General features: G+C 69.2%; 22 protein-coding genes and 4 pseudogenes. 13 read left to right on the top strand and 13 right to left on the bottom strand.

The features are described 5' to 3' along the window. Positions 1-2: 2 nt before the first annotated feature. The 3 genes from ACFVJQ_RS22715 (at position 3) to ACFVJQ_RS22705 (ending at position 2796) form a co-directional block, all read left to right on the top strand. The gene (locus tag ACFVJQ_RS22715; RefSeq protein ID WP_385786221.1) at positions 3-1091 is read left to right on the top strand and encodes an NAD(P)-dependent alcohol dehydrogenase; all 1089 of its coding nucleotides are present in this window, start codon (positions 3-5) and stop codon (positions 1089-1091) included. Positions 1092-1094: 3 nt separating this feature from the next. Further along, positions 1095-1829: an MIP/aquaporin family protein gene (locus ACFVJQ_RS22710; protein ID WP_385786218.1), complete on the top strand. Its 735-nt coding sequence runs from the start codon at positions 1095-1097 to the stop codon at positions 1827-1829. A gap of 166 nt (positions 1830-1995) precedes the next feature. Next, the gene (locus ACFVJQ_RS22705; protein ID WP_385514068.1) at positions 1996-2796 is read left to right on the top strand and encodes an IclR family transcriptional regulator; all 801 of its coding nucleotides are present in this window, start codon (positions 1996-1998) and stop codon (positions 2794-2796) included. A gap of 74 nt (positions 2797-2870) precedes the next feature. On the opposite strand, the gene ACFVJQ_RS22700 is transcribed toward ACFVJQ_RS22705, so the two are convergent. From ACFVJQ_RS22700 to ACFVJQ_RS22675, 6 genes and pseudogenes are all read right to left on the bottom strand, one after another. Then, complete coding sequence (locus ACFVJQ_RS22700; RefSeq protein WP_385786215.1) at positions 2871-3923, bottom strand: alcohol dehydrogenase catalytic domain-containing protein; 1053 nt, start codon at positions 3921-3923, stop codon at positions 2871-2873. A gap of 23 nt (positions 3924-3946) precedes the next feature. Further along, positions 3947-4954, bottom strand: a complete 1008-nt coding sequence (locus ACFVJQ_RS22695) for an NADP-dependent oxidoreductase (RefSeq protein WP_385514070.1) — start codon at positions 4952-4954, stop codon at positions 3947-3949. 182 nt (positions 4955-5136) lie between these two features. Next, positions 5137-5391, bottom strand: coding sequence for an EF-hand domain-containing protein (locus ACFVJQ_RS22690; RefSeq protein ID WP_385514071.1), 255 nt, complete (start codon positions 5389-5391; stop codon positions 5137-5139). Positions 5392-5518: 127 nt separating this feature from the next. Beyond that, positions 5519-6727, bottom strand: a complete 1209-nt coding sequence (locus tag ACFVJQ_RS22685; RefSeq protein WP_385514072.1) for a cation:proton antiporter — start codon at positions 6725-6727, stop codon at positions 5519-5521. Between the two features lie 116 nt (positions 6728-6843). Beyond that, positions 6844-6948 (bottom strand): annotated as a pseudogene (locus ACFVJQ_RS22680) (peptide-methionine (S)-S-oxide reductase); the annotation flags it as partial. Between the two features lie 88 nt (positions 6949-7036). After that, on the bottom strand, positions 7037-7432 hold the full coding sequence (locus tag ACFVJQ_RS22675) for a CBS domain-containing protein (protein ID WP_385514073.1): 396 nt from the start codon (positions 7430-7432) through the stop codon (positions 7037-7039). Positions 7433-7594: 162 nt separating this feature from the next. Here ACFVJQ_RS22675 and ACFVJQ_RS22670 point away from each other — a divergent pair, with 162 nt between their 5' ends. Genes ACFVJQ_RS22670 through ACFVJQ_RS22655 form a run of 4 tightly spaced genes read left to right on the top strand, consistent with a single transcriptional unit; the run spans position 7595 to position 9847 of the window. Further along, the gene (locus tag ACFVJQ_RS22670) at positions 7595-8194 is read left to right on the top strand and encodes a sulfite oxidase-like oxidoreductase (RefSeq protein WP_385514074.1); all 600 of its coding nucleotides are present in this window, start codon (positions 7595-7597) and stop codon (positions 8192-8194) included. Next, positions 8164-8916 carry a ferredoxin reductase gene (locus ACFVJQ_RS22665; protein WP_385514075.1) on the top strand — a complete coding sequence of 251 codons (753 nt, stop codon included), beginning with the start codon at positions 8164-8166 and terminating at the stop codon, positions 8914-8916. The genes ACFVJQ_RS22670 and ACFVJQ_RS22665 overlap by 31 nt, the downstream gene beginning before the upstream one ends. Positions 8917-8930: 14 nt before the next feature. Beyond that, positions 8931-9203, top strand: coding sequence for a DUF6510 family protein (locus tag ACFVJQ_RS22660; RefSeq protein ID WP_385514076.1), 273 nt, complete (start codon positions 8931-8933; stop codon positions 9201-9203). Further along, positions 9200-9847 carry an RraA family protein gene (locus tag ACFVJQ_RS22655; protein ID WP_385786208.1) on the top strand — a complete coding sequence of 216 codons (648 nt, stop codon included), beginning with the start codon at positions 9200-9202 and terminating at the stop codon, positions 9845-9847. Before ACFVJQ_RS22660 ends, ACFVJQ_RS22655 begins: the two co-directional genes overlap by 4 nt. A gap of 8 nt (positions 9848-9855) precedes the next feature. Here ACFVJQ_RS22655 and ACFVJQ_RS22650 read toward each other — a convergent pair whose 3' ends face one another. Together ACFVJQ_RS22650 and ACFVJQ_RS22645 are read right to left on the bottom strand one after the other, a co-directional pair. Continuing rightward, positions 9856-10773 (bottom strand): NADP-dependent oxidoreductase, encoded by a 918-nt coding sequence (locus tag ACFVJQ_RS22650; RefSeq protein ID WP_385514078.1) that lies wholly within the window; start codon positions 10771-10773, stop codon positions 9856-9858. 108 nt (positions 10774-10881) lie between these two features. After that, complete coding sequence (locus tag ACFVJQ_RS22645) at positions 10882-11370, bottom strand: carboxymuconolactone decarboxylase family protein (RefSeq protein ID WP_385786205.1); 489 nt, start codon at positions 11368-11370, stop codon at positions 10882-10884. Between the two features lie 129 nt (positions 11371-11499). Between ACFVJQ_RS22645 and ACFVJQ_RS22640 the strand changes: the two genes are divergently transcribed. The 3 genes and pseudogenes from ACFVJQ_RS22640 to ACFVJQ_RS22630 form a co-directional block, all read left to right on the top strand. Further along, a complete protein-coding gene (locus tag ACFVJQ_RS22640) occupies positions 11500-12483 on the top strand; it encodes a pirin family protein (RefSeq protein ID WP_385514080.1) in 984 nt (327 codons plus the stop codon). Between the two features lie 220 nt (positions 12484-12703). Further along, positions 12704-13753: pseudogene (locus tag ACFVJQ_RS22635) on the top strand (excinuclease ABC subunit A); the annotation flags it as partial. Then, positions 13735-13926 (top strand): annotated as a pseudogene (locus tag ACFVJQ_RS22630) (sigma factor-like helix-turn-helix DNA-binding protein); the annotation flags it as partial. The pseudogenes ACFVJQ_RS22635 and ACFVJQ_RS22630, both read left to right, overlap by 19 nt. A gap of 3 nt (positions 13927-13929) precedes the next feature. On the opposite strand, the gene ACFVJQ_RS22625 reads toward ACFVJQ_RS22630, so the two are convergent. The 5 genes from ACFVJQ_RS22625 to ACFVJQ_RS22605 are packed head-to-tail and all read right to left on the bottom strand — an operon-like array spanning position 13930 to position 19397. Continuing rightward, entirely contained in the window at positions 13930-15726 is a 1797-nt protein-coding gene (locus tag ACFVJQ_RS22625) for a hypothetical protein (protein WP_385514081.1), read from the bottom strand. Further along, positions 15723-16319: a hypothetical protein gene (locus ACFVJQ_RS22620; RefSeq protein ID WP_385786202.1), complete on the bottom strand. Its 597-nt coding sequence runs from the start codon at positions 16317-16319 to the stop codon at positions 15723-15725. Before ACFVJQ_RS22620 ends, ACFVJQ_RS22625 begins: the two co-directional genes overlap by 4 nt. Continuing rightward, positions 16316-17179 (bottom strand): carbohydrate ABC transporter permease, encoded by an 864-nt coding sequence (locus ACFVJQ_RS22615; protein ID WP_224738267.1) that lies wholly within the window; start codon positions 17177-17179, stop codon positions 16316-16318. The genes ACFVJQ_RS22620 and ACFVJQ_RS22615 overlap by 4 nt, the downstream gene beginning before the upstream one ends. Then, positions 17176-18114: a carbohydrate ABC transporter permease gene (locus tag ACFVJQ_RS22610; protein ID WP_385514083.1), complete on the bottom strand. Its 939-nt coding sequence runs from the start codon at positions 18112-18114 to the stop codon at positions 17176-17178. Before ACFVJQ_RS22610 ends, ACFVJQ_RS22615 begins: the two co-directional genes overlap by 4 nt. Then, positions 18111-19397 carry an ABC transporter substrate-binding protein gene (locus ACFVJQ_RS22605; protein WP_385786197.1) on the bottom strand — a complete coding sequence of 429 codons (1287 nt, stop codon included), beginning with the start codon at positions 19395-19397 and terminating at the stop codon, positions 18111-18113. The genes ACFVJQ_RS22610 and ACFVJQ_RS22605 overlap by 4 nt, the downstream gene beginning before the upstream one ends. Positions 19398-19473: 76 nt before the next feature. On the opposite strand from ACFVJQ_RS22605, the pseudogene ACFVJQ_RS22600 reads away from it, so the two are divergent. The 3 genes and pseudogenes from ACFVJQ_RS22600 to ACFVJQ_RS22590 all read left to right on the top strand — a co-directional run bounded on the left by ACFVJQ_RS22600 (position 19474) and on the right by ACFVJQ_RS22590 (position 23028). Beyond that, positions 19474-20848 (top strand): annotated as a pseudogene (locus ACFVJQ_RS22600) (Gfo/Idh/MocA family protein). Between the two features lie 119 nt (positions 20849-20967). Continuing rightward, complete coding sequence (locus ACFVJQ_RS22595; RefSeq protein WP_385514085.1) at positions 20968-22845, top strand: LamG-like jellyroll fold domain-containing protein; 1878 nt, start codon at positions 20968-20970, stop codon at positions 22843-22845. Between the two features lie 39 nt (positions 22846-22884). After that, on the top strand, positions 22885-23028 hold the full coding sequence (locus ACFVJQ_RS22590; RefSeq protein ID WP_385786194.1) for a hypothetical protein: 144 nt from the start codon (positions 22885-22887) through the stop codon (positions 23026-23028). Positions 23029-23053 lie beyond the last annotated feature (25 nt).

The following is a 23053-nucleotide window of genomic DNA, read 5'->3' as shown; positions in this document are numbered from 1 at the left end:
CCGTGACGATCTCCTCGCCCCGAGTTTCGGGATTCAGGTACGAGGAGTGTTCCAAAATGAAGGCAGTGCGCGTGCACCAATATCACCAGCGGCCCCTTGTGGAAGAGGTGCCGGAACCCGAAATCACCTCACCGCAGGACGTCATCGTGGAAATTGGTGGGGCCGGACTGTGTCGAACCGACCTCCATGTGATCGAGGGACAGTGGCAGGAAAAGTCGCAGGTATCGCTGCCGTACACATTGGGCCACGAGAACGCCGGATGGGTGCGGGAGATCGGTTCCGGAGTTTCCCATGTCGCGGTCGGCGATCCCGTGATCATCCATCCGCTGATGACCTGTGGTCTGTGCCGCGCATGCCGTTCGGGCGATGACGTGCACTGCGCGAACAGCGCCTTCCCGGGCATCGACTGCGACGGTGGCATGGCCGAGTTCATGCTCACCAGCGCACGCTCGTGCGTAAAGCTCGGCGCCGGTCTCCGACCCGCCGATGTTGCCGCGCTGGCCGATGCGGGCCTGACCGCCTATCACGCCGTACGCAAGGCGGTGCCGCTGCTGTACCCCGGCGCCTGCGTCGTCGCGATCGGCGCCGGCGGCCTCGGGCACATCGGCATCCAGGCCCTGGTGGCCCTGACCGCCGCCGAGATCGTCGTCGTGGACACCTCCGACGCGGCCCTGGAACTGGCCAGGAGCCTGGGCGCCCATCACACCGTGCGCGCCGACGGCGACCCGGTGGCCGCGGTGCGGGAGATCACCGCAGGTCAAGGCGCGCACGTCGTCATCGATTTCGTGGGCGAGCGCGGCACCGAGGCACAGGGTGTCGCCATGCTCCGCAGGGCCGGCTCCTACTTCGTCGTCGGATACGGGGGGCACGTCCACGTTCCGACCATCGACATCATCTCGAACGAGATCAACGTCATCGGCAACCTCGTCGGCAGCTACAACGACCTCGACGAACTGATGACGCTCGCCGCCCAGGGCAAGGTGCGCCTGCACACCACGACGTATCCGCTCGATGCGGTGAACGACGCCATGGACGATCTCGATCAGGGTCGGCTGCAGGGCCGCGCCATCCTCGTGCCCGGCGCTCGGTAAGCCATGACAGAAAACACCGAGAACACATATCTCCAACGGTTGCTCGCCGAGTTCCTGGGCACCGCGTTCCTCGTCTTTCTCGGCGTGGGATCGATTCCCGCCACCCTCATGTTGCAGAAAACCGGGAAGACCAGTTTCACGATGGCCGACCTCGGTGTGATCGCCTTCGCCTTCGCCATGGTGGTGGTGGCCGCCGTGTTCGCAATAGGCCATGTGTCCGGCTGCCATATCAACCCGGCCGTCACCCTCGCCCTGGCGGCCACGGGCAGAATCCCCCGACGTGAGGTGGTGGGATACGTGCTGGCCCAGTGCGCCGGGGCGGTGGCCGGTGCCGGGGCCGTCGTCGGTGTACTCGGCACACGCGCGGTGCACCTCGGCCTCGGCGTCGCGTCCTACGCCCCTCCGACCGCCCCGTCCCAGGCGTTCCTCGCGGAGGCGCTGGGCACCTTCATCCTGGTCTTCGTCGTCTTCGGCGTCGTCGACCAGCGCGCCCCGGGCGGCTTCGCCGGCCTGCCCATCGGATTCGCGGTCTTCGCCATCGCGGTGGCTGTCGGCCCGGTCACCGGAGCGGCCCTCAACCCTGCACGAACGCTGGGGCCTCTGCTGGTGTCCGGCTCGGCCGGAGGGCCGGTGGACTGGTCGCAGCTGCCGGTGTACCTCGTGGCCCAACTGGTCGGCGGCCTGCTGGCCGGTCAGCTGTACGTGGCCATGAACCGGTTGCGTACCATCGCCGCATGACCGTCGCACACCAGGCAGCCCTCGGCCGCCGGGGCCGGACCGGCCTGGCCGGTCCGGCAGGGCACTGTTTCCCTGAGGGCGGCTTGGCGGCCCGTTCCCCGGGAGCCGGCCGTCCGAGGCTCTGTGGGGCGATGCGGCCGGCTTCCCCTGGCCGCGGAGGAGGCGCATGATGCACGGCTTTGAGGCGTCCGCCGCCGAAACCGGAGACCTGCTCGGATCGGTCCGCCGTGCTCTGCGGGTGCTCGAGGCGGTCGCGGCGGGCGGTGACGGCATCACCGCCAAGGCCGTCGCCCGGCGCGCGGGCCTCACCCTCCCGACGACGTACCGCCTGCTGCACACCCTGGTCCACGAGGGCTATCTGGTCAGGCTCCACCAGTCCCGCGGGTACGGGCTGGGGTACAAACTCACCGGCCTGCACCGGCGCCTGTGCCAGCAACTCGAGGTGACCCCCGGGGTGCTCAGTGTGCTCCACCAGATCCACGACGAGTGCGCCGCCGCCGCGTATTTCACTGTTTTCCGCGACGAGGAGATCGTCGTCGCGGAAGTCGTGGACTCGCCATCGGCGCGGCGGGCTGAGCCGCTCGACGTCGGCTTCCACCAGGCTCCCCACGCCACGGCCTTCGGCAAGGTCATGCTGTCGTCGTTGCCGGCCGAGCGGCGTCGTGACCACCTGCGGCAGCAGGGACTGCCCCGGCTCACCGAGCGCACGATCACCACTCCCGACGTTCTGGAGGAAGATCTGGCGCGGGTGCGCCGCTCCGGCGTGGCGATCGAGGTCGGGGAGTTCCAGGGTGGCTTGTCGTGCCTGGCCGCTCCCGTGTTCGACGCAGGAGGGAAGGTTGCGGGGGCCCTGGCCACGTCCATACCCGTGGAGTTGTTCGAGCAGCGGCACCGGCAGCTCGGGGACGCCGTGCGCGCCGGCGCAACCCGCGTCTCGCAGCTGATCGGCGGCACCGCGCAGCCGTAGGCACGGTCCGCGAGCACACCGGGCGAGCCCGGCAGGGTGCGGACCGCCCGGACGAGGCGGCCCTGCGCAAAAAATCAGCGGGTGGGGTCGAGAAGGATCTTGCGGACGCCGTCGGAGCGGCCTGCGAACAGTTCGTACGCCGCCGGGCCTTCGGAGAGGGCGAAGCGGTGGGAGACCACGACCTCGGGCTTGATCCGGCCGGCACGGGTGAGGGCGATCAGGGGAGGGAGTTCGTAGTGGATCGAGCAGAGCCCGATGGCGAACTCGAGTTCCTTGACCTGTGCCAGTCCCATGTGGAAGGGGAATGCCTTGCTGTGGCTGACCCCGATGACGCTGACCCGGCCGGCCTGCCGGACGGCCTTGAGGGCGAGCTCGATGGTGGCGTCCGAGCCCACGGCCTCCACCACGGCGTCCGGACCGCGTCCGCCGGTCATGTCCCGTATGGCCGTCCGTGCGTCCTCGCCCTCGACCGGCTCGACCCCCAGGGCGGCGGCGAAGGCGCGGCGCTCCGCGACCAGGTCCGCGCCCAGCACCCGCGCGGCGCCCATCGCGAAGGCGGACTGGGCGGCCATGAGGCCGACCGGGCCGAGGCCGATGACCAGGACGGTCTCACCGGGCTGGATGCGGGCACGGCGGCAGCCGTACCAGGCCGTGGGCGCGTTGTCCGTCAGGACGACGGCGGCCTCGTCGGAGATGCCCTCGGGCAGGTGCACCAGATTGACATCGGCGTACGGCACCGCCAGCGCCTGGGCCTGGCTGCCTGGAAGCTGCGGGCTGACTCCGTAGCAGAGCTCCGTGCTGGACTTGGCGCGCTCGCACCGGGCGGTGAACCCGGCCGCGCACGACCGGCACAGGGCGCAGCCGACCGAGGCGGGCACCAGAACCCGGTCGCCGGGCTTGAAGCGGGTGACCTGGCCGCCGGTGTCGACCACCACACCGACGCACTCGTGTCCCGGCGTGTAGCCCAGTTCCGGGCTGAACGGGTTGCCACCGTAGATGTGCAGGTCACTGCCGCAGATGCCGGCCGTGGTGACCTGGACGACCGCGTCGGTGGGGCTGGTGACGGCCGGCTCGGGGACATCCCCGTAGCGGATGTCATGACGGCCGTGGTAGCTCAGTGCCTTCACCGGATTCCTCCCCCCTCTGCCCGTCAGTCCGCGATCTTCAGCACGAGCTTGCCGTGGTTCTCTCCACGGAAGAGCCGCATCAGGGTTTCGGGGAACGCCGTCACGTCGCCGGACACGACGTCCTCGAGAGACTTCAGCCGGCCTTCCGCCAGCCACGTGGCCAGCTGGGTGATGCCCTCGGAGTACCGGTCGGCGTAGTCGAACACCACCATGCCCGTCATGGAGGCGCGGTTCACCAGCAGCTGCAGGTAGTTGGCAGGGCCTTGCGGCTTGGTGCTGTTGTACTGGGAGATCGCGCCGCAGACGACGACGCGGGCACCGCGCGCCAGCCGCAGCAGCACGGCGTCCAGAACGTCGCCGCCGACGTTGTCGAAGTACACGTCGACGCCGTCGGGGGCATGCTCGCGCAGCGCCTTACGGACGTCCTCGTTCTGGTAGTCGATCGCGGCATCGAACCCGAACTCGTCGACCACCAGCCGGCACTTGGACTCGCCGCCGGCGATGCCGATGACCCGGCAGCCCAGGATCTTGGCGATCTGCCCGACGACACTGCCGACCGCCCCCGCCGCTCCGGAGACGACGACGGTCTGGCCGGGCTCGGGACGCCCGATGTCGATCAGGCCGAAGTAGGCCGTCAGGCCCGACATGCCGAGAGCGCCGAGATACGTCGGCAAGGGGGCCACCGCCGGGTCGACCTTGGTCACGCCGAGCCCGTCCGACACGCAGTACTCCTGCACACCGAACGAGCCCGACACATGGTCGCCGACCGCGAACCCGGAGTGCCGGGAGGCGATCACCCGTCCCACCGCGCCGGCGCGCATCACCTCGCCGATCTCCACCGGGCGGATGTAGGACCTGCCCGCGTTCATCCAGCCGCGCATCGCCGGGTCGATCGACAGACAGAGCACCTGCACCAGGAACTCCCCGTCGCCCGGCTGCCCGGTCGGCTCCTCGACGTGCTGCCAGTCGGTCGGCCGCGGCTCTCCCACGGGGCGTGCGGCCAGGCGCACCTGGCGGTTGATGCTGCTCATCTCCGGCGGCTCCTTCGGGACATACCATCCAGTCGGTATGGGTGATGAGCGTACGGGTGCCATGCCGTCGGAGACAAGAGGGAGTTCGTGCGACGTACGGCTCATGCACGCGGCCGGCCCTACTCGCGCCCCGTACCGCGTGTCGCGCCGGCGCGCCGCCTGCAGCGGAGGCCGGCCCAGTGTCAGTGCCAGCCGAAACGGCGGTCGACCAATGCCGCGAACTCCTCCAGGGTCAGTACCGCGTCCCCGTTCTGGTCAGCGGCGTCGAACAGCGCGGAGGAGGCGTCGGCGTCGCCCACGCCCCAAAACGGCAGATCCCCCGACGCGGCAAGAGACGGGCCCTTCGTGCGCAGGGCGATGATCACCTCTGCGCGGGTCAGGGTTCCGTTCTGGTCGAGGTCGAGTGCCTCGAACAGCTTCCGGGCCTTGTCGCTCATCTTGACGTCCTCGTTCCCGTCGTCGGCGGGGCGGGCCGACCCACCCGCTCCCAGACGAAAACGTCTCCGCTCCGGCCCACGTTCCCCGCCTGCGTCTGCCAAGTGACAGCGAGAGCCGTTCCTGGGATCAATCCGGGTCCTTTTCGGGCCCCGAGCTTGCGGATGCTCGTGAACGGTTCAGCAATGGCAGGGCCATCAGAGGAAACACGACCACTGACAGCAGGCCTGCCGCCACCAGCGCGGCGGCGTTGGCCGGTCGGATCGCGTTCAGCTTCAAGCCGATCGTTGTCGCGGCCACGATGAGGGGGAGGGAGGTGGCCTGCAAGAGTCCGCTGGCCATGATCTCCGCGCGCGAGAGCCCGGCGCTGCGGTAGACCAATGCGGGCAGTCCCCGAACGAGGAGCAGCGCGGCAAGGAACATCGGTACCCGCAGCACCGTCTCAGCGTCCGCGAACAGGGCTCCGACGTCGAACTGGACACCGCTCGTCACGAAGAACACCGGGACGAGAAATCCATAGCCGAGGCCCTCCAGTTTGACGTGGAACCGCGGGTGCTTCCGTTCGGCGTCGGGGTCGACCAGCCGTAGTACGGCCCCCGCAATGAAGGCACCCAGAATGGCCTCGAATCCCAGATGCAGGGCGATGGCGGACAGGCCGACAATCAGAGCCATTGTCAAGCGGACCCGGACTTGGGCGCTCGTGTCCGCCAGCTTCACCACGGCCCCGGACAGCCACATGGAGCGTCCTGCACGCATCGAGGCCACCACGATGAACGCCACCAGACAAGCAAGGCCGAGCAGGAGAAGCAGCCTGGAGGCCGGGCCCGACGAATGCTCGGAGAAGAACAGCGACAGCAACACCACGGCGCTGATCTCTCCTGCCGAGCCGCCACCGATGGTCAGTTGGCCGACCGGCCGATCAACCGCGTCGGCATCTTTCAGGAGCGGGACCAGAAGACCCAGAGACGTGGCCACCAGCGCGGTGCCGATCAGCAGCGGGCTCTCGACCAGCCCGGCGATGTGCAGCAACCAGCCGATGGCCGCGGCCAGCGCAAGTGTGCCCGCCAGACCCATACCGACGAGCCGTGCCCACGGCCCGCGTAGTTGCTGGAAGTCGATCTCGAGCCCGGCAAGGAACAGCAGGAAGCTCAGGCCGATGATCGACAAGGCCTGAACGGTGGCGTCCGGTTGCACCACGTTCAGCACCGCCGGGCCAAGGACGATCCCGGCCACGATCTCGAGGACCGGGCCCGGAAGAGGGACGCGGGGCACCACCGCGAGGAGGAACGGGACACCGGCGGACACCGCGAGAACGATGACCAGATTGTCGTACGACATCGTGACTCCGGCGTCCGGTCGGCGGGCAGCCCTCGGGTGCGATGACACCTAAGCCGAGCGTGTGGGGCCCCGCCTGACAGGTTGTAGAGTCCAGGCGCCTGTGCGGTTCGCCGCCGTCAGTCCCTCGCGCGTGTGGGAAGCCGCCAGCCTGGGCGGACAAAGTGGCAGGTGTACCCGTTGGGACAGCGCTCCAAGTAGTCCTGGTGCTCGGGCTCGGCCTCCCGGATATTGTCCCTCCTTCCGCGTTGAGCCGGAAGCGCACCGGGCTGGTGCACGCAGCTCAAGCGGCAGACAGGAAGTGCTCGGATGTCAGTGGTTGGCTGGTGCATTGTTGAGTGCGACGAGAACCTCCTGGGCGTGCGGGGTGGAGGCGATGTCGCCCAGCGAGAGCAGACCCACGATGCGACCCTCGTCCACGACGGGCAGCCGGCGCAATGCGTGATCACGCATGAGCGCGCTTGCTTCACACAGTGACGTGTCGGAGGTGACGGTGACGAGGTCCCCGGAGGCGGCCTCCAGCGCTGTGATGCTGCCGGCAATCAGACCTTCGGCGATGACGCGGACCGCGATGTCGCGGTCGGTGACCAGCCCATGGAGGGCGTCGTCGCTGATGACCAGAACGCAGCCGACATCGGCCTCCCGCATGCAGGCTGCCACCGCGGTCAGCGAGGTGTAGGGCTCGACCGTGACGACGTCGGTGGTCATGGCGTCGCGTACCAGCTTCATGGGCTCCTCCGCTCTTCAGTGATGTGATCCATGACGTGGTTCTGAAGCCATACCACTCCGGAGCCTTCTTCTGCCGAGATGCTGTGCTGTGCGATGTCCTGGAGAATGGAAGCCGCCCGCTTCGGAGAATGGGGGCACGGCATGCCCATCGTTTCGCGCGGATTCCACGGCCGAGCTCGGGAAACCCGGCACAGACTTCCTCCTGGGCAGTACGAGACCACCGACTTCCCCGTTCTGTCCGCAGGACCCACTCCCACGGTGAACCCTGACGAATGGGAGTTCACCATCCGCACAGAAACGGGCACACGGCACAGCTGGAACTGGGCGGAATTCACTGCGTTGCCCAGCGAGACTCCGACCGTTGACCTGCACTGTGTCACCAAGTGGTCGAAGTTCGACACGGAGTGGCAGGGAGTTTCCCTGGACGTCCTTCTGGAGGACGTGGAGACCAGTGCCGACTACGCACTTGTTCACTCCTACGGCGATTACACCACCAACGTGCCCCTGGAGGATCTCCTCGACGGGAAGGCATGGATCGCCTACCGCTACGACGGCGAGGAACTCGCGCCGGAGCACGGCGGCCCCGCCAGACTGCTGGTTCCGCACCTGTACTTCTGGAAGTCCGCCAAGTGGGTGCAGCGCATCCAACTGCTCGATGAGGACGAACGGGGATTCTGGGAGAACATCGGCTACCACGATTATGGGGACCCATGGCGCGAGCAGCGGTATCAAGGCGACTAGGGGACCGGCTGCGCTGGAAGACGGCCCGCCTGACCGATCGGCGTATCGAGTCCCACGCTGCGCGCACCCTCGTCTTCGAGGTGCCCGGCTGGCCGGGTCATCTGGCGGGGCAGCATGTCGATGTGCGACTCACAGCGGAGGACGGCTACAGCACACAGCGCAGTTACTCACTGGCTTCGGCACCCGACGGCGAGAGCGTCGAGCTGACCGTGCAGCGTGTCGATGACGGTGAGGTCTCCCCGTATCTGACGGACGAACTGGCAGTGGGCGACGTGGTGGAACTGCGCGGACCGGTCGGCGGCTGGTTCGTGTGGCGGCCCGAGCAGAAGGAGCCGATTCTGCTGGTGGGCGGCGGCTCCGGCCTGGTGCCGCTGATGGCGATGATCCGCATGCGCCGCGCGGTCGGCAGCCGTACGCCCTTCCGGTTGGTGTACGTCGTGCGCAGCCCTGAGTACCAGCTCTTCGTACCCGAGTTGAGAGGGGACGATCCGGGCCTCGACAAGACGTACCTCTATACCCGCTCCACCCCGGCCGAGTGGCCGCGGCCCCCCGGGCGGTTCACCGCTTCGGAGTTGTCGAACGCCGGCTGGCCACCGGACTTTGAACCCACTTGCTACGTCTGCGGTTCCACCGGCTTCGTCGAAACGGCCGCCGGCCTGCTGGTGGCCCTCGGCCACCAGCCCGGCCGTATCCGCACCGAGCGTTTTGGATCCAGCGGATGAGGAGCTGAATTTCCATGACCCTGACGCCTGACTTCCTTGACGGCAACGCCGCCGCCGGGGACCTCGAAGCCCTGTTCGGAACCGATATGACCGTGGCTTCCGGACGATGCCGCGGCTGCAGTGAACAGATGGTGCTTGCCCAGACGCACGCTTACCTCGATGGTCCCGGGATGGTGCTGCGCTGTCCCGGCTGCGACGGCGTTCTGCTTCGCCTGGTTCGCTCTCCCACCGGGATGTGGCTCGACGCCGGCGGACTGGACTACCTCAAGATCCCCACACCGGCATGACTGCCCGCGAGAACGACCGTCTGGAGGAGCTCGCCTCGCGAGTACGTACTCCCGACGTCGTCGATGCCATGGGACGGATGCACCGCCACCGGTGTCACATCGACGACCTGGTGAGCCCGACCCCGGGCCGTGTCCTCCTGGGCCCCGCGGTGACGATCTCGTTTCTCCCTGCATGCCAGGAAGCACTCCCGCCTGAGCAATTCAGTTTCTCCCGGCTGTTCCAAGACGCCATCGGACAGGGCGCACAGGGGCGGGTGCTGGTCCTGGCCGGCAACGGGCATACCGACATATCGCTCGGAGGCGGAACAAAGCTCTCGCTGGTGGCAGTACATGGTCTTGCCGGGGTCCTGGCCGACGGTCGTCTCCGGGACTTCGTCGACATCGCGACGTACGACTTCGCCGCCTACTGCTTGGGGGAGACGAGTAAATGGGGCGGCGATGTGGTGACGCCGTTCGAGGCGAACCGGCCGGTCGTCGTGTCCGGCGTGACCGTCCGCCCGGGTGATTACGTGTTCGCGGACGCGTCCGGCGCTGCCGTCATCCCCGCTGCACAGGTCCTCAGCATGTTCGAGGAGGCCAACCGCGTCGCACAGGACGAGGCAGCGTTCGTCGAGAGCATCCGTCGCGACAACCCCGCCGACTAGCTCAGCGCTCACGCAACTTGGATGACCGTCTTGCCGATGGTTCCCTTCTTCGCGCGGAACGCCTCCGGCGCCCGGTCCAGAGGAAGGACGGCACCCACCAGCGGGCGCAGCCGGCCCTCCCGGTGCCTGCCGATGATCTCCAGGAGGTGACCGCGGTCGGGTTCGACGATGAAGTACATGGCCCGGCCGTCCTCGGGCCGCACCTTCGGGGGATGGGCGATGGTCACCAGGGTGCCGCCGGGCCTGACCACGGCGGCCGAGCGGGCGAGTACCTGGCCGCCGATGGTGTCGAAGACGAGGTCGACGCGGCCCACGGCCTCCTCCCACGCCGGCTGTTGGAGGTCGAGGAAAACCTCTGCGCCGAGCTCCAGCACCTGGTCCCGGCTCCCCTCGCGCCCCGTCCCGATCACGCGCGCCCCGGCTTCGCGGGCAAGCTGCGTCGCGGCCATTCCCACGCCCCCTCCCGCTCCGTGCACCAGCACGCTCTGCCCGGCCTCCAGCCTTCCGTGTATGAACAGGCCCTGCCAGGCGGTGAGGCCCGGCATCGGCAGAGCCGCCGCCTGGACGTGGTCGATTCCCGAGGGCAGCGGCGCCAGGTTGCGTGCTTCCACCGCCACGTACTCGGCGAGAGTGCCGTCCCGGTTCCAGTCGGTCAGCCCCACGACACGCTGACCGGCCGACAGCCCGGTCGTGCCGACCGCGACCTCGGCGACCTCACCCGACACCTCGTGTCCCGGAATGACGGGCGCTCGGTCCCTGCCGCCCCGGTCGACCCAGGTGGCCGGCCAGGCCAGCTCGTCCGGGGTGAAGCAGGCCGCGTGCACCTTTACGATCACGTCCCCCTCGCCCGCGTACGGATACGGTGCCTCCTCCACGACCAGGCCGTCCACAGCGGCATCACGGTCGTGGGTTCGTACGGCCTTCATCGGGGCTCCTTCCGGCAGCGAGGAGACTCCCCTGCCGTTCCAGGATGACGGCGTGGCGCCCTCGGGGCGATCCGGGGCGACGCCTCGCACGGCCTGAAGGTGGGCGGATCACGGTCGGGAGCTGTTCCGTACCGGGTGCTTGCTCATGATCGAGACCCGGTTGAACGCGTTGATGGTGATCGCCACCCAGATCACCGCGGAGATCTGGTCCTCGGTGAGTGTCTCGCGCGCCGCGGCGTAGGCGGATTCCTGTGCCGTGGCGTCGGCGGGGCTGGTGACGGCCTCCGCCAGATCGAGTGCGGCTCGTTCCGCGGGCGTGAACAGTTCGGTGTCCCGCCAGGCCGCCAGGACCCCCAGCCGCTGTGGGGTGTCGCCTCCGCGCAGGGCGGCCCGTGTGTGCATGTGGAGGCAGAAGGCGCAGCCGTTGATCTGCGAGACGCGCAGGTTGATCAGCTCTACGAGGGTGCGGTCGAGCCCGGCGTCGGCAGCGACGGCACGGACCGCCTCCGACGTCTGGACAAGGGCGTCGTAGGCCTTTGGGCTCTGCTTGTCGATGAAGATCCGCTGAACCGCCGGTTCCGTCGTGCCGCTGCTCAACCCGGGACTCCTTCGGTGATGGCGCCCCGTCCACGTGGTGCGTGGTGTACGCGGTCGTGGGCTCCGTATACTCGGACACAAGTTGTTCTATTTTAAACAAACCCCTGGGCGGGCGAGAGGCGGCATCCGATGAGCAACGTGGAAACGGACCCCGTGGAGATGCTGTGCGGAGCGGACACCGAAAGAGGGGCGGAGGAGCCGCGCGTCGACGTGATCTCTCCGCGCGAGGTACCGCTGGGCGGGCCGCGGGCGATGACCGTACGGCGCACACTGCCGCAGCGCGCCCGGACGCTGATCGGAGCGTGGTGCTTCGCCGATCACTACGGCCCCGACGACGTCTCTGCCACCGGTGGCATGGACGTCGCCCCGCATCCGCACACCGGACTGCAGACGGTCAGCTGGCTGTTCAGCGGGGAGATCGAGCACCGCGACACGCTGGGCAGCCACGCTTTCGTACGGCCGGGCGAACTCAACCTCATGACCGGCGGACACGGCATCGCCCACTCCGAGGTTTCGACGCCGCGGACCACGATCCTGCACGGCGTGCAACTGTGGGTGGCCCTGCCCGATGAACACCGGCACACCGAAAGGGACTTCCAGCACCACGTACCCGAGCCCGTGCACATCGACGGAGCCGAGATCAGGGTCTTCCTCGGCTCGCTCGCGGGCTCAGTCTCCCCGGTGCGGACCTTCACGCCGCTGCTCGGTGCCGAAATCGCCCTCGCACCGCGCGCATCGATCACGCTCGCCGTGGACCCCGGTTACGAGCACGGCCTCCTCGTCGACCACGGCGACGTCCGCATGGCCGACACCCTGCTGCGTCCGGCGGACATGGGCTACGCCCACCCCGGCATCGGCGCCCTGACGCTGACGAACGAGTCGGACGTCAGGGCCCGCACGGTCCTGCTCGGCGGGACCCCCTTCGAGGAGGAGATCGTCATGTGGTGGAACTTCATCGGCCGCAGCCATGACGACATCGTCCGGGCCCGGGACGACTGGCAGCACGCCTCCGAACGCTTCGGCACCGTCAAGGGGTACGACGGCGACCGCCTGCCCGCCCCCACCCTGCCGAACGCCACGATCACCCCGCGCAGGAACCCACCCCGGCGCTGACGCCACTGAATTCGCCCTGCGGTGGCCCGCCGGCTCAATTGCGCAGACGCCCGACGAGAAGTCAAGCAGTGGCTGCATATCGTCCTTTGTGCCTTTCCCGGCTGTCCGTCTTTTCGGTGTCCACAGGGTCGACTTTCTTGTCAAGGGCGACATTCCCCACACCTCGAGGTCGCTGAACAGCGGCCTCGACCAGTGATGTTGCGGTGTTACGGTGGGGTCCGTGAGAAAACGGATTGTCGTCAAAGGTGCCCGTCAGCACAATCTCCGTGACGTTTCCGTCGAACTGCCCCGGGATGCGCTGATCGTATTCACGGGCGTATCCGGATCCGGAAAGTCGAGCCTGGCATTCAACACCATATTCGCCGAGGGGCAGCGACGTTATGTCGAATCCCTTTCCGCCTATGCGCGGCAGTTCCTCGGGCAGCTCGACAAGCCCGATGTCGACGCCGTCGAGGGGCTGTCCCCGGCGATCGCCATCGACCAGAAGACGTTGAGCCGCAACCCGCGTTCGACCGTCGGCACGATCACCGAGGTCTACGACCACCTGCGGTTGCTGTACGCGCGGATCGGCCGACCCCACTGCCCCGAGTGCGGTGAGCCGGTCAGCCGGCAGACACCGCAGCGCATCGTCGGCCTGCTGCTGGAGGAGGACGAGGGGACCCGCTTTCAGGTGCTGGGCCCGGTCGTCCGTGACCGGAAGGGCGAACATGCCGAGGTCTTCCGTCAGTTGTCCGCCGACGGGTTCAGCCGGGTCCGGGTGGACGGGACGGTCCTGGCGCCGGCCCCGCCGCCCGCGCTGGACAAGCGCAAGAAGCACTCCGTCGACGTGGTCGTGGACCGGCTGGCCGTCAAAGCGGGAGTACGGCAGCGGCTGACGGAGTCCGTGGAGACCGCGCTGGGGCTCGGGGGCGGTGTCCTGCGGGTCGAGTTCGTGGACCGGGAACCCGGGTCCGCGGACCGCGAGTTGGTCTTCTCCGAGGCGATGGCCTGCCCGCGTTCCCACGACATCGGCCTGGAGTCGCTGGAGCCCCGGCTCTTCTCCTTCAACGCGCCCCAGGGCGCCTGCCCCGCCTGTACCGGACTCGGCTCGCGCCTGGAGGTCGACCCCGCTCTCGTCGTACCGGACGACACCAAGTCGCTGGCGGAGGGCGCCATTGCCCCGTGGACCAACACCAGCGGCGCCGACTACTTCACCCGCCTGCTCGAAGCCCTGGCCGCCGACACCGGCTTCAGCACCGCCACTCCCTGGCGTCAACTCCCGAGGCCGGCATCATCTCCCTGCGCTACGGCCTCTTCGGCGGCCGCACCCGCACCCTGGAGGAGATCGGACAGATCTACGGCGTGACCCGTGAACGCATCCGCCAGATCGAGGCGAAGACGATGAGCAAGCTGCGCCATCCGTCGCGTTCGCAGGTGTTGCGGGACTACCTCGACGACGAGTGACGATCACCTCAGCGTGAGCCGGTACGTCAGCGGTGACCTGCCGGTGATCAGCACGCGGATGCCGTCCGGTGTGAGGGAGCCGTTCATCCACGAGTAGCGTTCGCCCGGCTCGACCACCGGCGGCTGCTTGCCGCCCTTGCCGTTGCCGGGGCCGAACTCGATCCGGTCGTCGCCGACGGTGTACGCGGCCTCGCCGCTCACGAGCTGGAAGGTGTCGGTCTGGCCCGCAACGGGTTCGAGCCCGTCACCGGTCAAGGTGCCACCGCGGCGGAAGCACAGCTCCAGTGCGAGGGGTACCGCGGACCGGGAGACGTCGAAGTCCAGCTCCCAGCCACCGCCGCGTACTTGACGCACCAGCACCTCGGTGCGCAGGGTCCGCCACTCCTTGGGGCGGTGCGGGAAGTCCATTGCGGACCAGAAGCGTCCGTCGTTGCTGAGCGGATAGTCGCCGTCGGGCCGGCGGTGCTGCGGCGGCAGGGGCTGGTGGAACGCGGCCCGCACCTCGGCGTGCAGCCGCCAGCCGCCGTCGACCTGCTCGAGCCCTTCGGCACGGAAGTGACCGAGGGAGAAGAACTGCGGCGACAGGCGCAACGAGTCCAGGATCGCCGCGCCCTTGCGCATCTTGAAGAACGTGGGATTGGTGGACAGACCCGAGGAAATGGCCCGCACCTCGGGAAAGTCCGTGCCGGCGAAGACGGTCGCGGTGTGCGTGCCCCGGCGTACGCGAACCAGACGGCAGTCCGGGTCGTGGTGCACAAAATTCTCGGGAAGCGGTGCCGGTGACGGAAGCGGGCGAGCCAGCTCCGGGCGGTCCAGGACCTCCGCGAGCCGGTCGCCCAGCGGTGTCTCACCGAAGGTCTGGTCCCTGCCGCGCTCCTGCAGCAGCGCGGCCACGGCGGCGAACCGGGCATCGCCGTCGCGGATCGCCATCTCCCGGTACTGGAGCCAGAATTCGGGCAGATGGCGCAGCGCCGTCTGGTCCTGGCGCCGCGAATGCACCGACTCCACCTCGCCGTTGGGCTCGATGACGTAGAGGGTGGCCTTGAGATTGGCGCGTACGGGGGCATACAGATCCGTACGGCCGTAATGGCGGGCCAGGGTGAGCAGGGCGGGGTTGGTGACGACGGCCGAGTAGGTGGGGCTGCGTTCGCTGTACTCGCCGCCGGGCAGCAGGTCGATGCCCTCGGCCAGCCATGCGTCGATGCGGCGGGCGTACGCCGGGTCGGGCCGGCGGCGGTGGATCCGGGCGAGCGCGGCGCACACCAGCCAACGGTGGTTGGCGGTGTGCACACCACCGGTCGCAAGACCCGGGCCCGCCTTGTCCAGGACCTGCCCGACGACGCTGCGCACGGCTTCGGTCGGCCGGTGCCCGTCGCGGTCCAGCAGGGCGTACGCCAGATTCAGGTCGACGACGGAGAAGGCGGTGTCCGGTGGCGAGTGCACGGCGCCCTGGTCGTACAGGCCGTCGTCGTGCTGCTCCTGCGCGAGGACGTCGGCGAGTTCACGGAGGGGGCCGAGCAGGTCGGGGGAGTGGTGGTACGCCGACTCCTTGTGCACATAGACCGAGGTGAACGTGCGCAGCGCGCGGGCCGCGGCCCGCGCCCGGCCCCGGTCGCGCAGGTCGGTGATGGTTTCGCCGTACGCCGTGAGCAGCCCGGTGACGCGCTGGTCGGCGGCCTCGGTCAGCAGGGCGAGGAAGCCGGCGTCCGTGTGCGGTTCGGCCGCGGCGGGCGCGCCGCTGATCCCGGTGGCTGCGGCGGCCGTGGCGGTCGTGGCGAGGAACGTTCTGCGGGCGATCACATGCTCTCCAGTCGTACGTCGACGGACGTCAGAGCCAGGGCCAGCGGCCCCGGCGCGAGAAAGGCCAGCGGCAGCAGCATCCAGCCGCACAGCACGGCCGCCACGAGGGCGAGCAGGACCAGGCCGCTGCCGCCCGGATCCCGTACGGCGTCCCGGGCCGCCGTACGCACGGCCGCGGGCCAGTCGGTGAGTGACTCGGGGCGGGCGCACGCACGCAGTCCGACGACCGCCGCGCATGCGCCGATCACGCCCGCCGCCACGGCGAACAGCCGCGCTCCGGGCAGCCCCGCGCCCGCGAGGGCCAGGTCCGCGGCCAGCAGCAGCACGCCCGCGAGGACCACCGCACCGGCCGCCAGGTCACCGGTGCGCAGCCGCTGCCGCAGCAGGGTGAGATACCGCCCCGCGGTTGCGGGCCGGTCCTTGCGTACGCCGCGCAGGACGGCGCACGCCGTGGAGAACGCGGCCGGCACGGTCACCAGCGGCAGACAGGCCACGGCCGTGGCGAGGCCGACACTGAGCATGTCCGCGAAGAGGGTCGCGCGGGGGCCGAAGAGCTCGCCCGGCTCACGGGTCGTACGGGTACGGGCGCTCATCCCTTGACCCCCGAACTGGCCATGCCCTCCACGAGGAACCGCTGGAAGGCGAGGAAGAACAGCACGATCGGCAGCAGGGCGATCACCGACATCGCGAACATCGGACCGAACGACGACTGGCTGGAGGCGTCCACGAACGCCCGCAGGGCCAGCGTCAGCGTGAACTTCTCGGGCGAGAAGAGATAGATCAGCTGGGTGAAGAAGTCGTTCCACGTCCAGATGAACGTGAAGATCGCGGTGGTGATCAACGCGGGGCGGGTGAGCGGCAGGATGACCAGGAAGAAACTGCGGAACGGCCCGCAGCCGTCGATGCGCGCCGCCTCCTCCAGCTCACGCGGCAGCCCGCGCATGAACTGCACGATGAGAAAGACGAAGAACGCCTCGGTGGCGAGGAACTTGGGCAGGATCAGCGGCCAGTAGGTGTTCACCATGCCGAGCTGGTTGAAGATGATGTACTGCGGGATCAGCACCGCGTGGTGCGGCAGCATGATCGTGGCGATCATGAAGGCGAACAGTGGACCCCGGAAGCGGAACCGCAGCCGCGCGAAGGCGTACGCGGCCAGCGAGCACGACAGGACGTTGCCGACGACCGCACCGCCCGCGATCAGCAGGGAGTTGGTCAGCAGCCGGCCCACGGAGACGTCGTTCACACCGTCCAGGGCGGTGGAGTAGTTCGACCACTCCAGGCGGCTCGGCAGCAGCTGAAGGCTGGCGATCACCTCGTCGGCGGGCTTGAGCGAGGTCGCGACCAGCCAGGCCAGTGGGTACAGCATCACCAGCAGCGCGGCCAGACAGCCGGCGTGCAGGGCGACCCGCCGCCATGCAACGGGCTTGCGGACAGCGGGAGTTGCTGTAGTCATCGGTCCCCCTCGGAGGCGTAGAAGACCCAGGAGCGCGAGGTGCGGAACAGCACGGCGGTCACCGCGCCGATGACGATCAGCAGCACCCAGGCCATGGCGGAGGCGTAGCCCATGTGGGAGGCGACGAAGCCACGGTCGTAGAGGTAGAGCGTGTAGAAGAGCGTCGAGTCGGCCGGCCCGCCCTTGCCCGCGCTGACCGCGAAGGCCGGGGTGAAGACCTGGAAGGCCTGGATGGTCTGGAGCACCAGGTTGAAGAAGATCACCGGGGACAGCATCGGCACGGTGATGGACAGGAACTGCCGCCACCGCCCGGCCCCGTCGACCTCCGCGGCCTCGTACAACTCCCCGGGGATCTGCTGGAGTCCGGCCAGGAAGATCACCATCGGCGCCCCGAACTGCCACACCGTCAGCAGTGCCACCGCGAGCAGCGCCCAGCCGGGCTTGTTCACCCAGCCGCCGGTGCCGAAGAGGTTGTCGACCGTGCCGCCGTCGTTGAAGATCGCCCGCCACACCAGGGCGATGGACATCGAGGCGCCGAGCAGCGAGGGCGCGTAGAACGCCGAGCGGTAGAAGCCCTTGCCCCGCTTCATGCTCTTCAGGGCGAGCGCGACGACGAGCGCGAGGCCCAGTTGCAGGGGCACGGCGATGACGACGTACGTCAGGGTCGCGACCACCGAGCGCCAGTAGCGCGGGTCCTCGGTGAACATCTGCGTGTAGTTGCGCAGCCCCACCCAGCTCGGCGGGTTGAACAGGTCGTAGTCGGTGAAGGAGAGGTAGAGCGAGACGGCCATCGGCAGCAGCGTCAGGACACAGGCACCGAGCACCCAGGGGGAGAGGAACACCCAGGCGGCGCCCTCGCGTCGGCGGCGCGGGGATTTGTGTGTCGGGGCAACGCCCTTCGGGCGTACCGCCGTCGGTATCTGCGTGGTGGTCATGACCTCAGCTCCGCCTTCGCCTCGGTGATGTAGTTCTCGGCCGCTTCGCGGGGTGACATCCGCTCGTACGAGACCTGGTCGTAGTCGCGCTGGAAGGTGGTCTGCAGCGCGCTGTCACCCGACGGGGGCGCCTGGGGCGGATCGTTGAGCTCGCCTTCGAGGGTGGCCTGGAAGTCGTGGATGGTCCGGTCGAAGTCCGTGAGGGACCCGGCGGTCTCCTCGCGGAGGGTCTCGTTCACCGGGATGCTGCGGGTCGCGCCGAGGATCTTCGCGGCGCCGGGGTCGTTGAGCATGAAGTCGATCAGCAGCGCGCCCTCTTCGGGATGCCCGGAGTCGGCGGAGACGCCCATGAACATCGACGGCTTGAAGTACTGGCCGGGTGTGCCGTCCTCGCCGGACGGCATCGGTGCGAGCGTGACGCCCTCGCCGACGAGCGGGACGAAACCGCTGGCCGGAGCGTCCCAGTTGATGTCGGCGATGGCCTTGCCGCGGCCGAGCGGGGTGTTCTCGACGGTGCCGTCGAGCTGGGTGGTCTGCTCGGCGGGCGAGACGGTGCCCTCGCGGCGGAGCTCATCGGTGAACGTCCACCAGCGGGTGAGGTCGTCGGCGGTGAAACCGAGTCCGCCGTCCTCGGTGTACAGGGACTTGCCCTGGCCGCGCAGCCACACCTCGAAGGCGTCCTCGCTCTGGCCCGGGTCGGTGGCCGCCGGCCGGCCGGTCTTCTGCGCGAGGGCGCGCATGGTGTCGGCCCACTCGCTCCAGGTCCAGTCCCCGTTCGGCAGGGGAACGCCGGTGGCCTGCCACGCCTCTGCGTCGTAGACGACGGCCTCGGTGCCACGCCCCTGCGGTACGGCGTACTGCTTGCCGTCGACGGCGCCGGTGGCGAGCAGGCCGGCGTCGATCTCGTCCGTCCGCAGCACGGACTTCTGCCGGCCGAGGTCGTGGAGGACGCCGCCGGACGCGTACTGCTCGATCATGCGGTAGTCGAGCTGCATCACATCGGGGGCGTCGCCGCCGGCGGCCTGGGTGGCGAGCTTCTGCTTGTAGCTGTCGTATCCGGAGAACGAGGTCTGCACCTCGATGTCCGGGTGCTCCTTCTCGAAGAGCTCGATCGCCTGCTCCGTCCTGGCCGCCCTGTCCGGATTGCCCCACCAGGTGTAGCGGAGCACGACCTTGCCTGACGAGCCGCTCGTCTCGGCGGAACCGGAGCAGCCGGTCAGCGCCGCGCACAGCACGAGCACGGCGGCCGTGAGCCAGGACCTCGTCGTCCTGCTTACGGGCATTCCGGGCATGCGGAGTCACCCCTCTCCAGACCTCTAGAAAGCGCTTGCATCGTTCTGCGACCCTAGGGACGTCCGGATGTCACGACAAGACCCCTGCACCGCCTCATCGGAACGAAAGGCTCCGCATGACCTTCGACACCGCGCCCCGACGTTGTTGTGCCGTGGTGGGTCTGGGCACCCGCGCCCGGCTCTACACGCAGGCACTGGCCGGCCCCTACGCGGACCGAGTAGATCTTGTGGGCTTCTGCGATGTCAACGCGCACCGCATGGACGTCCACAACGACTGGATCGCGTCCGTGCACCCGGACCGCGCGCCCGTACCCACGTACGGGGCCGAGGACTTCGACGAGATGCTGCGCCGCGAGCGGGTCGACCTCGTGGTGGTGTGCACCGTGGACCGGACCCACGACGACTACATCGTGCGCGCCCTCGAGGCGGGCTGCGACGTGGTCACCGAGAAACCGATGACGACGGACGCCGAGCGCGCCCGGTGCATCCTCGACGCACAGCGGCGGACCGGACGCTCGGTGCGGGTGGCGTTCAACTACCGCTACAACCCGGTGCACTCGGCCGTACGGGAACTCCTCGCGGGCGGCGAGATCGGCGAGGTCGGCTCGGTGCACTTCGAATGGCTCCTCGACCTGCGGCACGGCGCGGACTACTTCCGCCGCTGGCACCGCGACAAGGCCAACTCCGGCGGACTCCTCGTCCACAAGTCGACCCACCACTTCGACCTGGTCAACTGGTGGCTGGACGCGACGCCGCACACCGTCTTCGCACAGGGCGGCCTCTTCTTCTACGGCGACGAGGCCGGCCGACGCCGGGGCCTGGCCCGCGGCTACGCCCGCGCACACGGCTCCCCGGCGGCCGACGACGACCCGTACGCCCTGCACCTCGCCGACGAGCCGATCCTCAAGTCGCTCTACCTGGACGCAGAGTCGGAGGACGGCTACCACCGCGACCAGAACGTCTTCGCACCGGGCGTGACCATCGAGGACGACATGGCCGTACTGGTGCGCTACGACTCCGGCGCCACGCTGACGTACCACCTGACGGCGTACGCGCCCTGGGAGGGCTACCGCATCGCCTTCAACGGCAGCGAGGGACGACTGGAACTCCTCGTCGAGGAGACGACCTGGTCACGTCCCGGCACCCAGACCGCACTGCACGGCGCCGAGACCGACGAGGACGCGGGCCGCACCGAACTGCTGCTGCGCCGCTTCTGGGAACGCCCCCGCGAGATCAAGGTCGCCACGGGGGAGGGCGGCCACGGCGGTGGTGACGTCCGCATGCTCGACGACCTCTTCGGCGTCGCCGGCACCGACCCCCTCGGCCGTGCAGCCGACGCCACGGCCGGCGCCCGGTCCCTCGTGACCGGCCTGGCCGCGAACGAGTCCCTCGCGTCGGGGCGGGCGGTGCGGGCCGCGGACGTGCTGAGCGTCGGGTTGTAGTGAGAGGGACGCACCGGCGGCGTCCATGCAGCCGGTGTTCAGCTCCACGCCACCGGGTGGCCAGGGCGGGTGAGCAGCGTACGGGCTGACCCGACCCAGCTTTCTCCCGTGGAGCATCGATGAGCGCAGACAGACAGCAAACTTCCCTGCACAGACGCGCGTTGCTGCGCGCCGCGGTCGCCGTCCCGGCAGCCGGCGCGGCGGTCGCGGGGCTGGATGCCACGACGGCCGCGGCCGCCGAGAACCGCGCAGGCGGCGGCCGGTTCGACACCGAGAGCCCGCGCTTCGCACTGGCCGTCCTCCCGGACACGCAGTACCTCTTCGACGCCGACAGCGCCGACCCCACCCCGCTGCGGGAGACCTTCCGCTACCTCGTGGCCGAGCGGTCCGTGTCCAACATCGCCTTCATGACGCACCTCGGCGACGTCACCGAACACGGCACCGAGGACGAGATCGAACTCGCCGCCGACACCTTCCGCACCCTCCACGGCAAGGTGCCCTACAGCGTGCTGGCCGGCAACCACGACATCCGGTCGTCCACGGACGACCAGCGTGGCGACTCCGCCTACCTCGCCGCCTTCGGGCCACGCCGCTACGCCGCCATGCCGACCTTCCGGGGTGCCTCGCCCGACGGCTACAACAGCTACCACGTCCTGAGGGCGGGGGGCCGGGAGTGGATCGTCCTCGCCCTGGACTGGCGGGTGTCGGACAAGGGACTGCGGTGGGCTCAGGGCGTCCTCGACGCCCACCCCACACTGCCCGCGATCCTCACCACACACGACATCGCCTGGTCGGACGACGAGGGCAAGGCCCAGCTGTCGGGCCACGGCACCCGCCTGTGGAACGGCCTCATCCGCGGCAACGACCAGATCTTCCTCGCGCTCGGCGGCCACTACTGGCCCCCGGGGCGCACGGTCCTGACCAACGACGCCGACAACGATGTCCACGTCCACATCACCAACTACCAGGACCGCTACTACGGCGGCGCCGGGATGATCCGCACCTACGGCTTCGACCTCGTCCGCGGCGTCATCGACGTCGAGACCTTCTCGCCGTGGTTCCTCGCCCGGGACCCGCAGCAGCGGTCGCCGCTGGCGGCCGAGACCATCGAACTCACCGGCCCCGTCGACCGGTTCAGCATCGACATCGACTTCGGCGAGCGGTTCAAGGGCTTCGCCCCCGTCGTGCCGCCCGAGCCGCGCCCGGCCTCCGCGGTGATGCCCCGCGGCACGGTCGCCTACTGGCGGTTCGACGCGTCCGGAACCCCCGCGGCCGGCGCCCCCGGAGCCCCCGTCGCCGACGGCGTGGTCGTACGTGACCTCACCGGCAACGGCAACGACCTGACGGTGAGCCGACTGCACTCCAGCGGGCCCGAGGCGCTGACCTGGTCCCGGGACCACCACCCCGGACAGCCCGCGCACGCCAGCCTCCGCTTCGACGGAGGCAAGAGCCCCGACCGCGGCGCCGTCCTGCGGACCGCCGCGCAGGCGCCGTTGAACAGCGAGAAGTTCACCCGCGGCTACACCATCGAGACCTTCGTCCGGCTGCCGGAGCCGTTCGAGGGCGACCACAGCTGGATGGGCATCCTCAGCTGGGAGGGCCGCAACGGCGACGCGGGCAAGACCACCGGCTGGTCGCCGCTGGAACCCACCTGCAGTCTCAACCTGTCACCGGAGAGGTTCCTGCAGTTCGTCGTCTACCCGCACCTCCAGGACGCCGACCCGACGTCGTGGTCCCACGCCGTCCCCGTCGGCCGCTGGATGCACATCGCCGTCGTCAACGACGGCCGCCGCACGGTGATGTACGTGGACGGCTCGAAGATCGCACGCAACCCCACGCAGCCGTCGACCGGCATCGCCACCCTCGGCAAGCCCTTCGTCCTCGGCGCCACACAGTTCGACGCGCGCTTCGGGCAGGGCTTCTACGGCTGGATCGGCGACACACGGATCGTCGACCGGGCGCTGCCCGTGCGGGAGTTCCTCGCCCTCACCGAGTGACCGACGAGCGCGCAGGACATCACGACCGGGACGGCCCGGGTGGCCGAGGCGACGACCCCGCCGGATCTGCCTCTGCCCCCGGGCCGTTCCTTCCACGAGGTGCACGACATCGGCCTGCACGGTGTGCTGTACAGGCTGAGCGCGGACACCCTGTCGGCGTTCGGCAGAGGCCGCCAGCCGTGAACCGTGCCGCTTGACCTTGTTGCGG

This window comes from Streptomyces sp. NPDC127197 (genome assembly GCF_042672405.1).
GTDB lineage: Bacteria > Actinomycetota > Actinomycetes > Streptomycetales > Streptomycetaceae > Streptomyces > Streptomyces flavusporus.
The sequence above is the reverse complement of the archived record's forward strand: the minus strand, read 5'-3'. Positions and strand labels throughout refer to the sequence as shown.

Coding starts and splice junctions, on each gene's coding strand:
- ACFVJQ_RS22710 (WP_385786218.1), top strand. CDS start 1,095: ATGACAGAAAACACCGAGAACACATATCTCCAACGGTTGCTCGCCGAG.
- ACFVJQ_RS22705 (WP_385514068.1), top strand. CDS start 1,996: ATGATGCACGGCTTTGAGGCGTCCGCCGCCGAAACCGGAGACCTGCTC.
- ACFVJQ_RS22695 (WP_385514070.1), bottom strand. CDS start 4,954: ATGAGCAGCATCAACCGCCAGGTGCGCCTGGCCGCACGCCCCGTGGGA.
- ACFVJQ_RS22690 (WP_385514071.1), bottom strand. CDS start 5,391: ATGAGCGACAAGGCCCGGAAGCTGTTCGAGGCACTCGACCTCGACCAG.
- ACFVJQ_RS22685 (WP_385514072.1), bottom strand. CDS start 6,727: ATGTCGTACGACAATCTGGTCATCGTTCTCGCGGTGTCCGCCGGTGTC.
- ACFVJQ_RS22675 (WP_385514073.1), bottom strand. CDS start 7,432: ATGACCACCGACGTCGTCACGGTCGAGCCCTACACCTCGCTGACCGCG.
- ACFVJQ_RS22670 (WP_385514074.1), top strand. CDS start 7,595: ATGCCCATCGTTTCGCGCGGATTCCACGGCCGAGCTCGGGAAACCCGG.
- ACFVJQ_RS22665 (WP_385514075.1), top strand. CDS start 8,164: ATGGCGCGAGCAGCGGTATCAAGGCGACTAGGGGACCGGCTGCGCTGG.
- ACFVJQ_RS22660 (WP_385514076.1), top strand. CDS start 8,931: ATGACCCTGACGCCTGACTTCCTTGACGGCAACGCCGCCGCCGGGGAC.
- ACFVJQ_RS22655 (WP_385786208.1), top strand. CDS start 9,200: ATGACTGCCCGCGAGAACGACCGTCTGGAGGAGCTCGCCTCGCGAGTA.
- ACFVJQ_RS22650 (WP_385514078.1), bottom strand. CDS start 10,773: ATGAAGGCCGTACGAACCCACGACCGTGATGCCGCTGTGGACGGCCTG.
- ACFVJQ_RS22640 (WP_385514080.1), top strand. CDS start 11,500: ATGAGCAACGTGGAAACGGACCCCGTGGAGATGCTGTGCGGAGCGGAC.
- ACFVJQ_RS22620 (WP_385786202.1), bottom strand. CDS start 16,319: ATGAGCGCCCGTACCCGTACGACCCGTGAGCCGGGCGAGCTCTTCGGC.
- ACFVJQ_RS22615 (WP_224738267.1), bottom strand. CDS start 17,179: ATGACTACAGCAACTCCCGCTGTCCGCAAGCCCGTTGCATGGCGGCGG.
- ACFVJQ_RS22610 (WP_385514083.1), bottom strand. CDS start 18,114: ATGACCACCACGCAGATACCGACGGCGGTACGCCCGAAGGGCGTTGCC.
- ACFVJQ_RS22605 (WP_385786197.1), bottom strand. CDS start 19,397: ATGCCCGTAAGCAGGACGACGAGGTCCTGGCTCACGGCCGCCGTGCTC.
- ACFVJQ_RS22595 (WP_385514085.1), top strand. CDS start 20,968: ATGAGCGCAGACAGACAGCAAACTTCCCTGCACAGACGCGCGTTGCTG.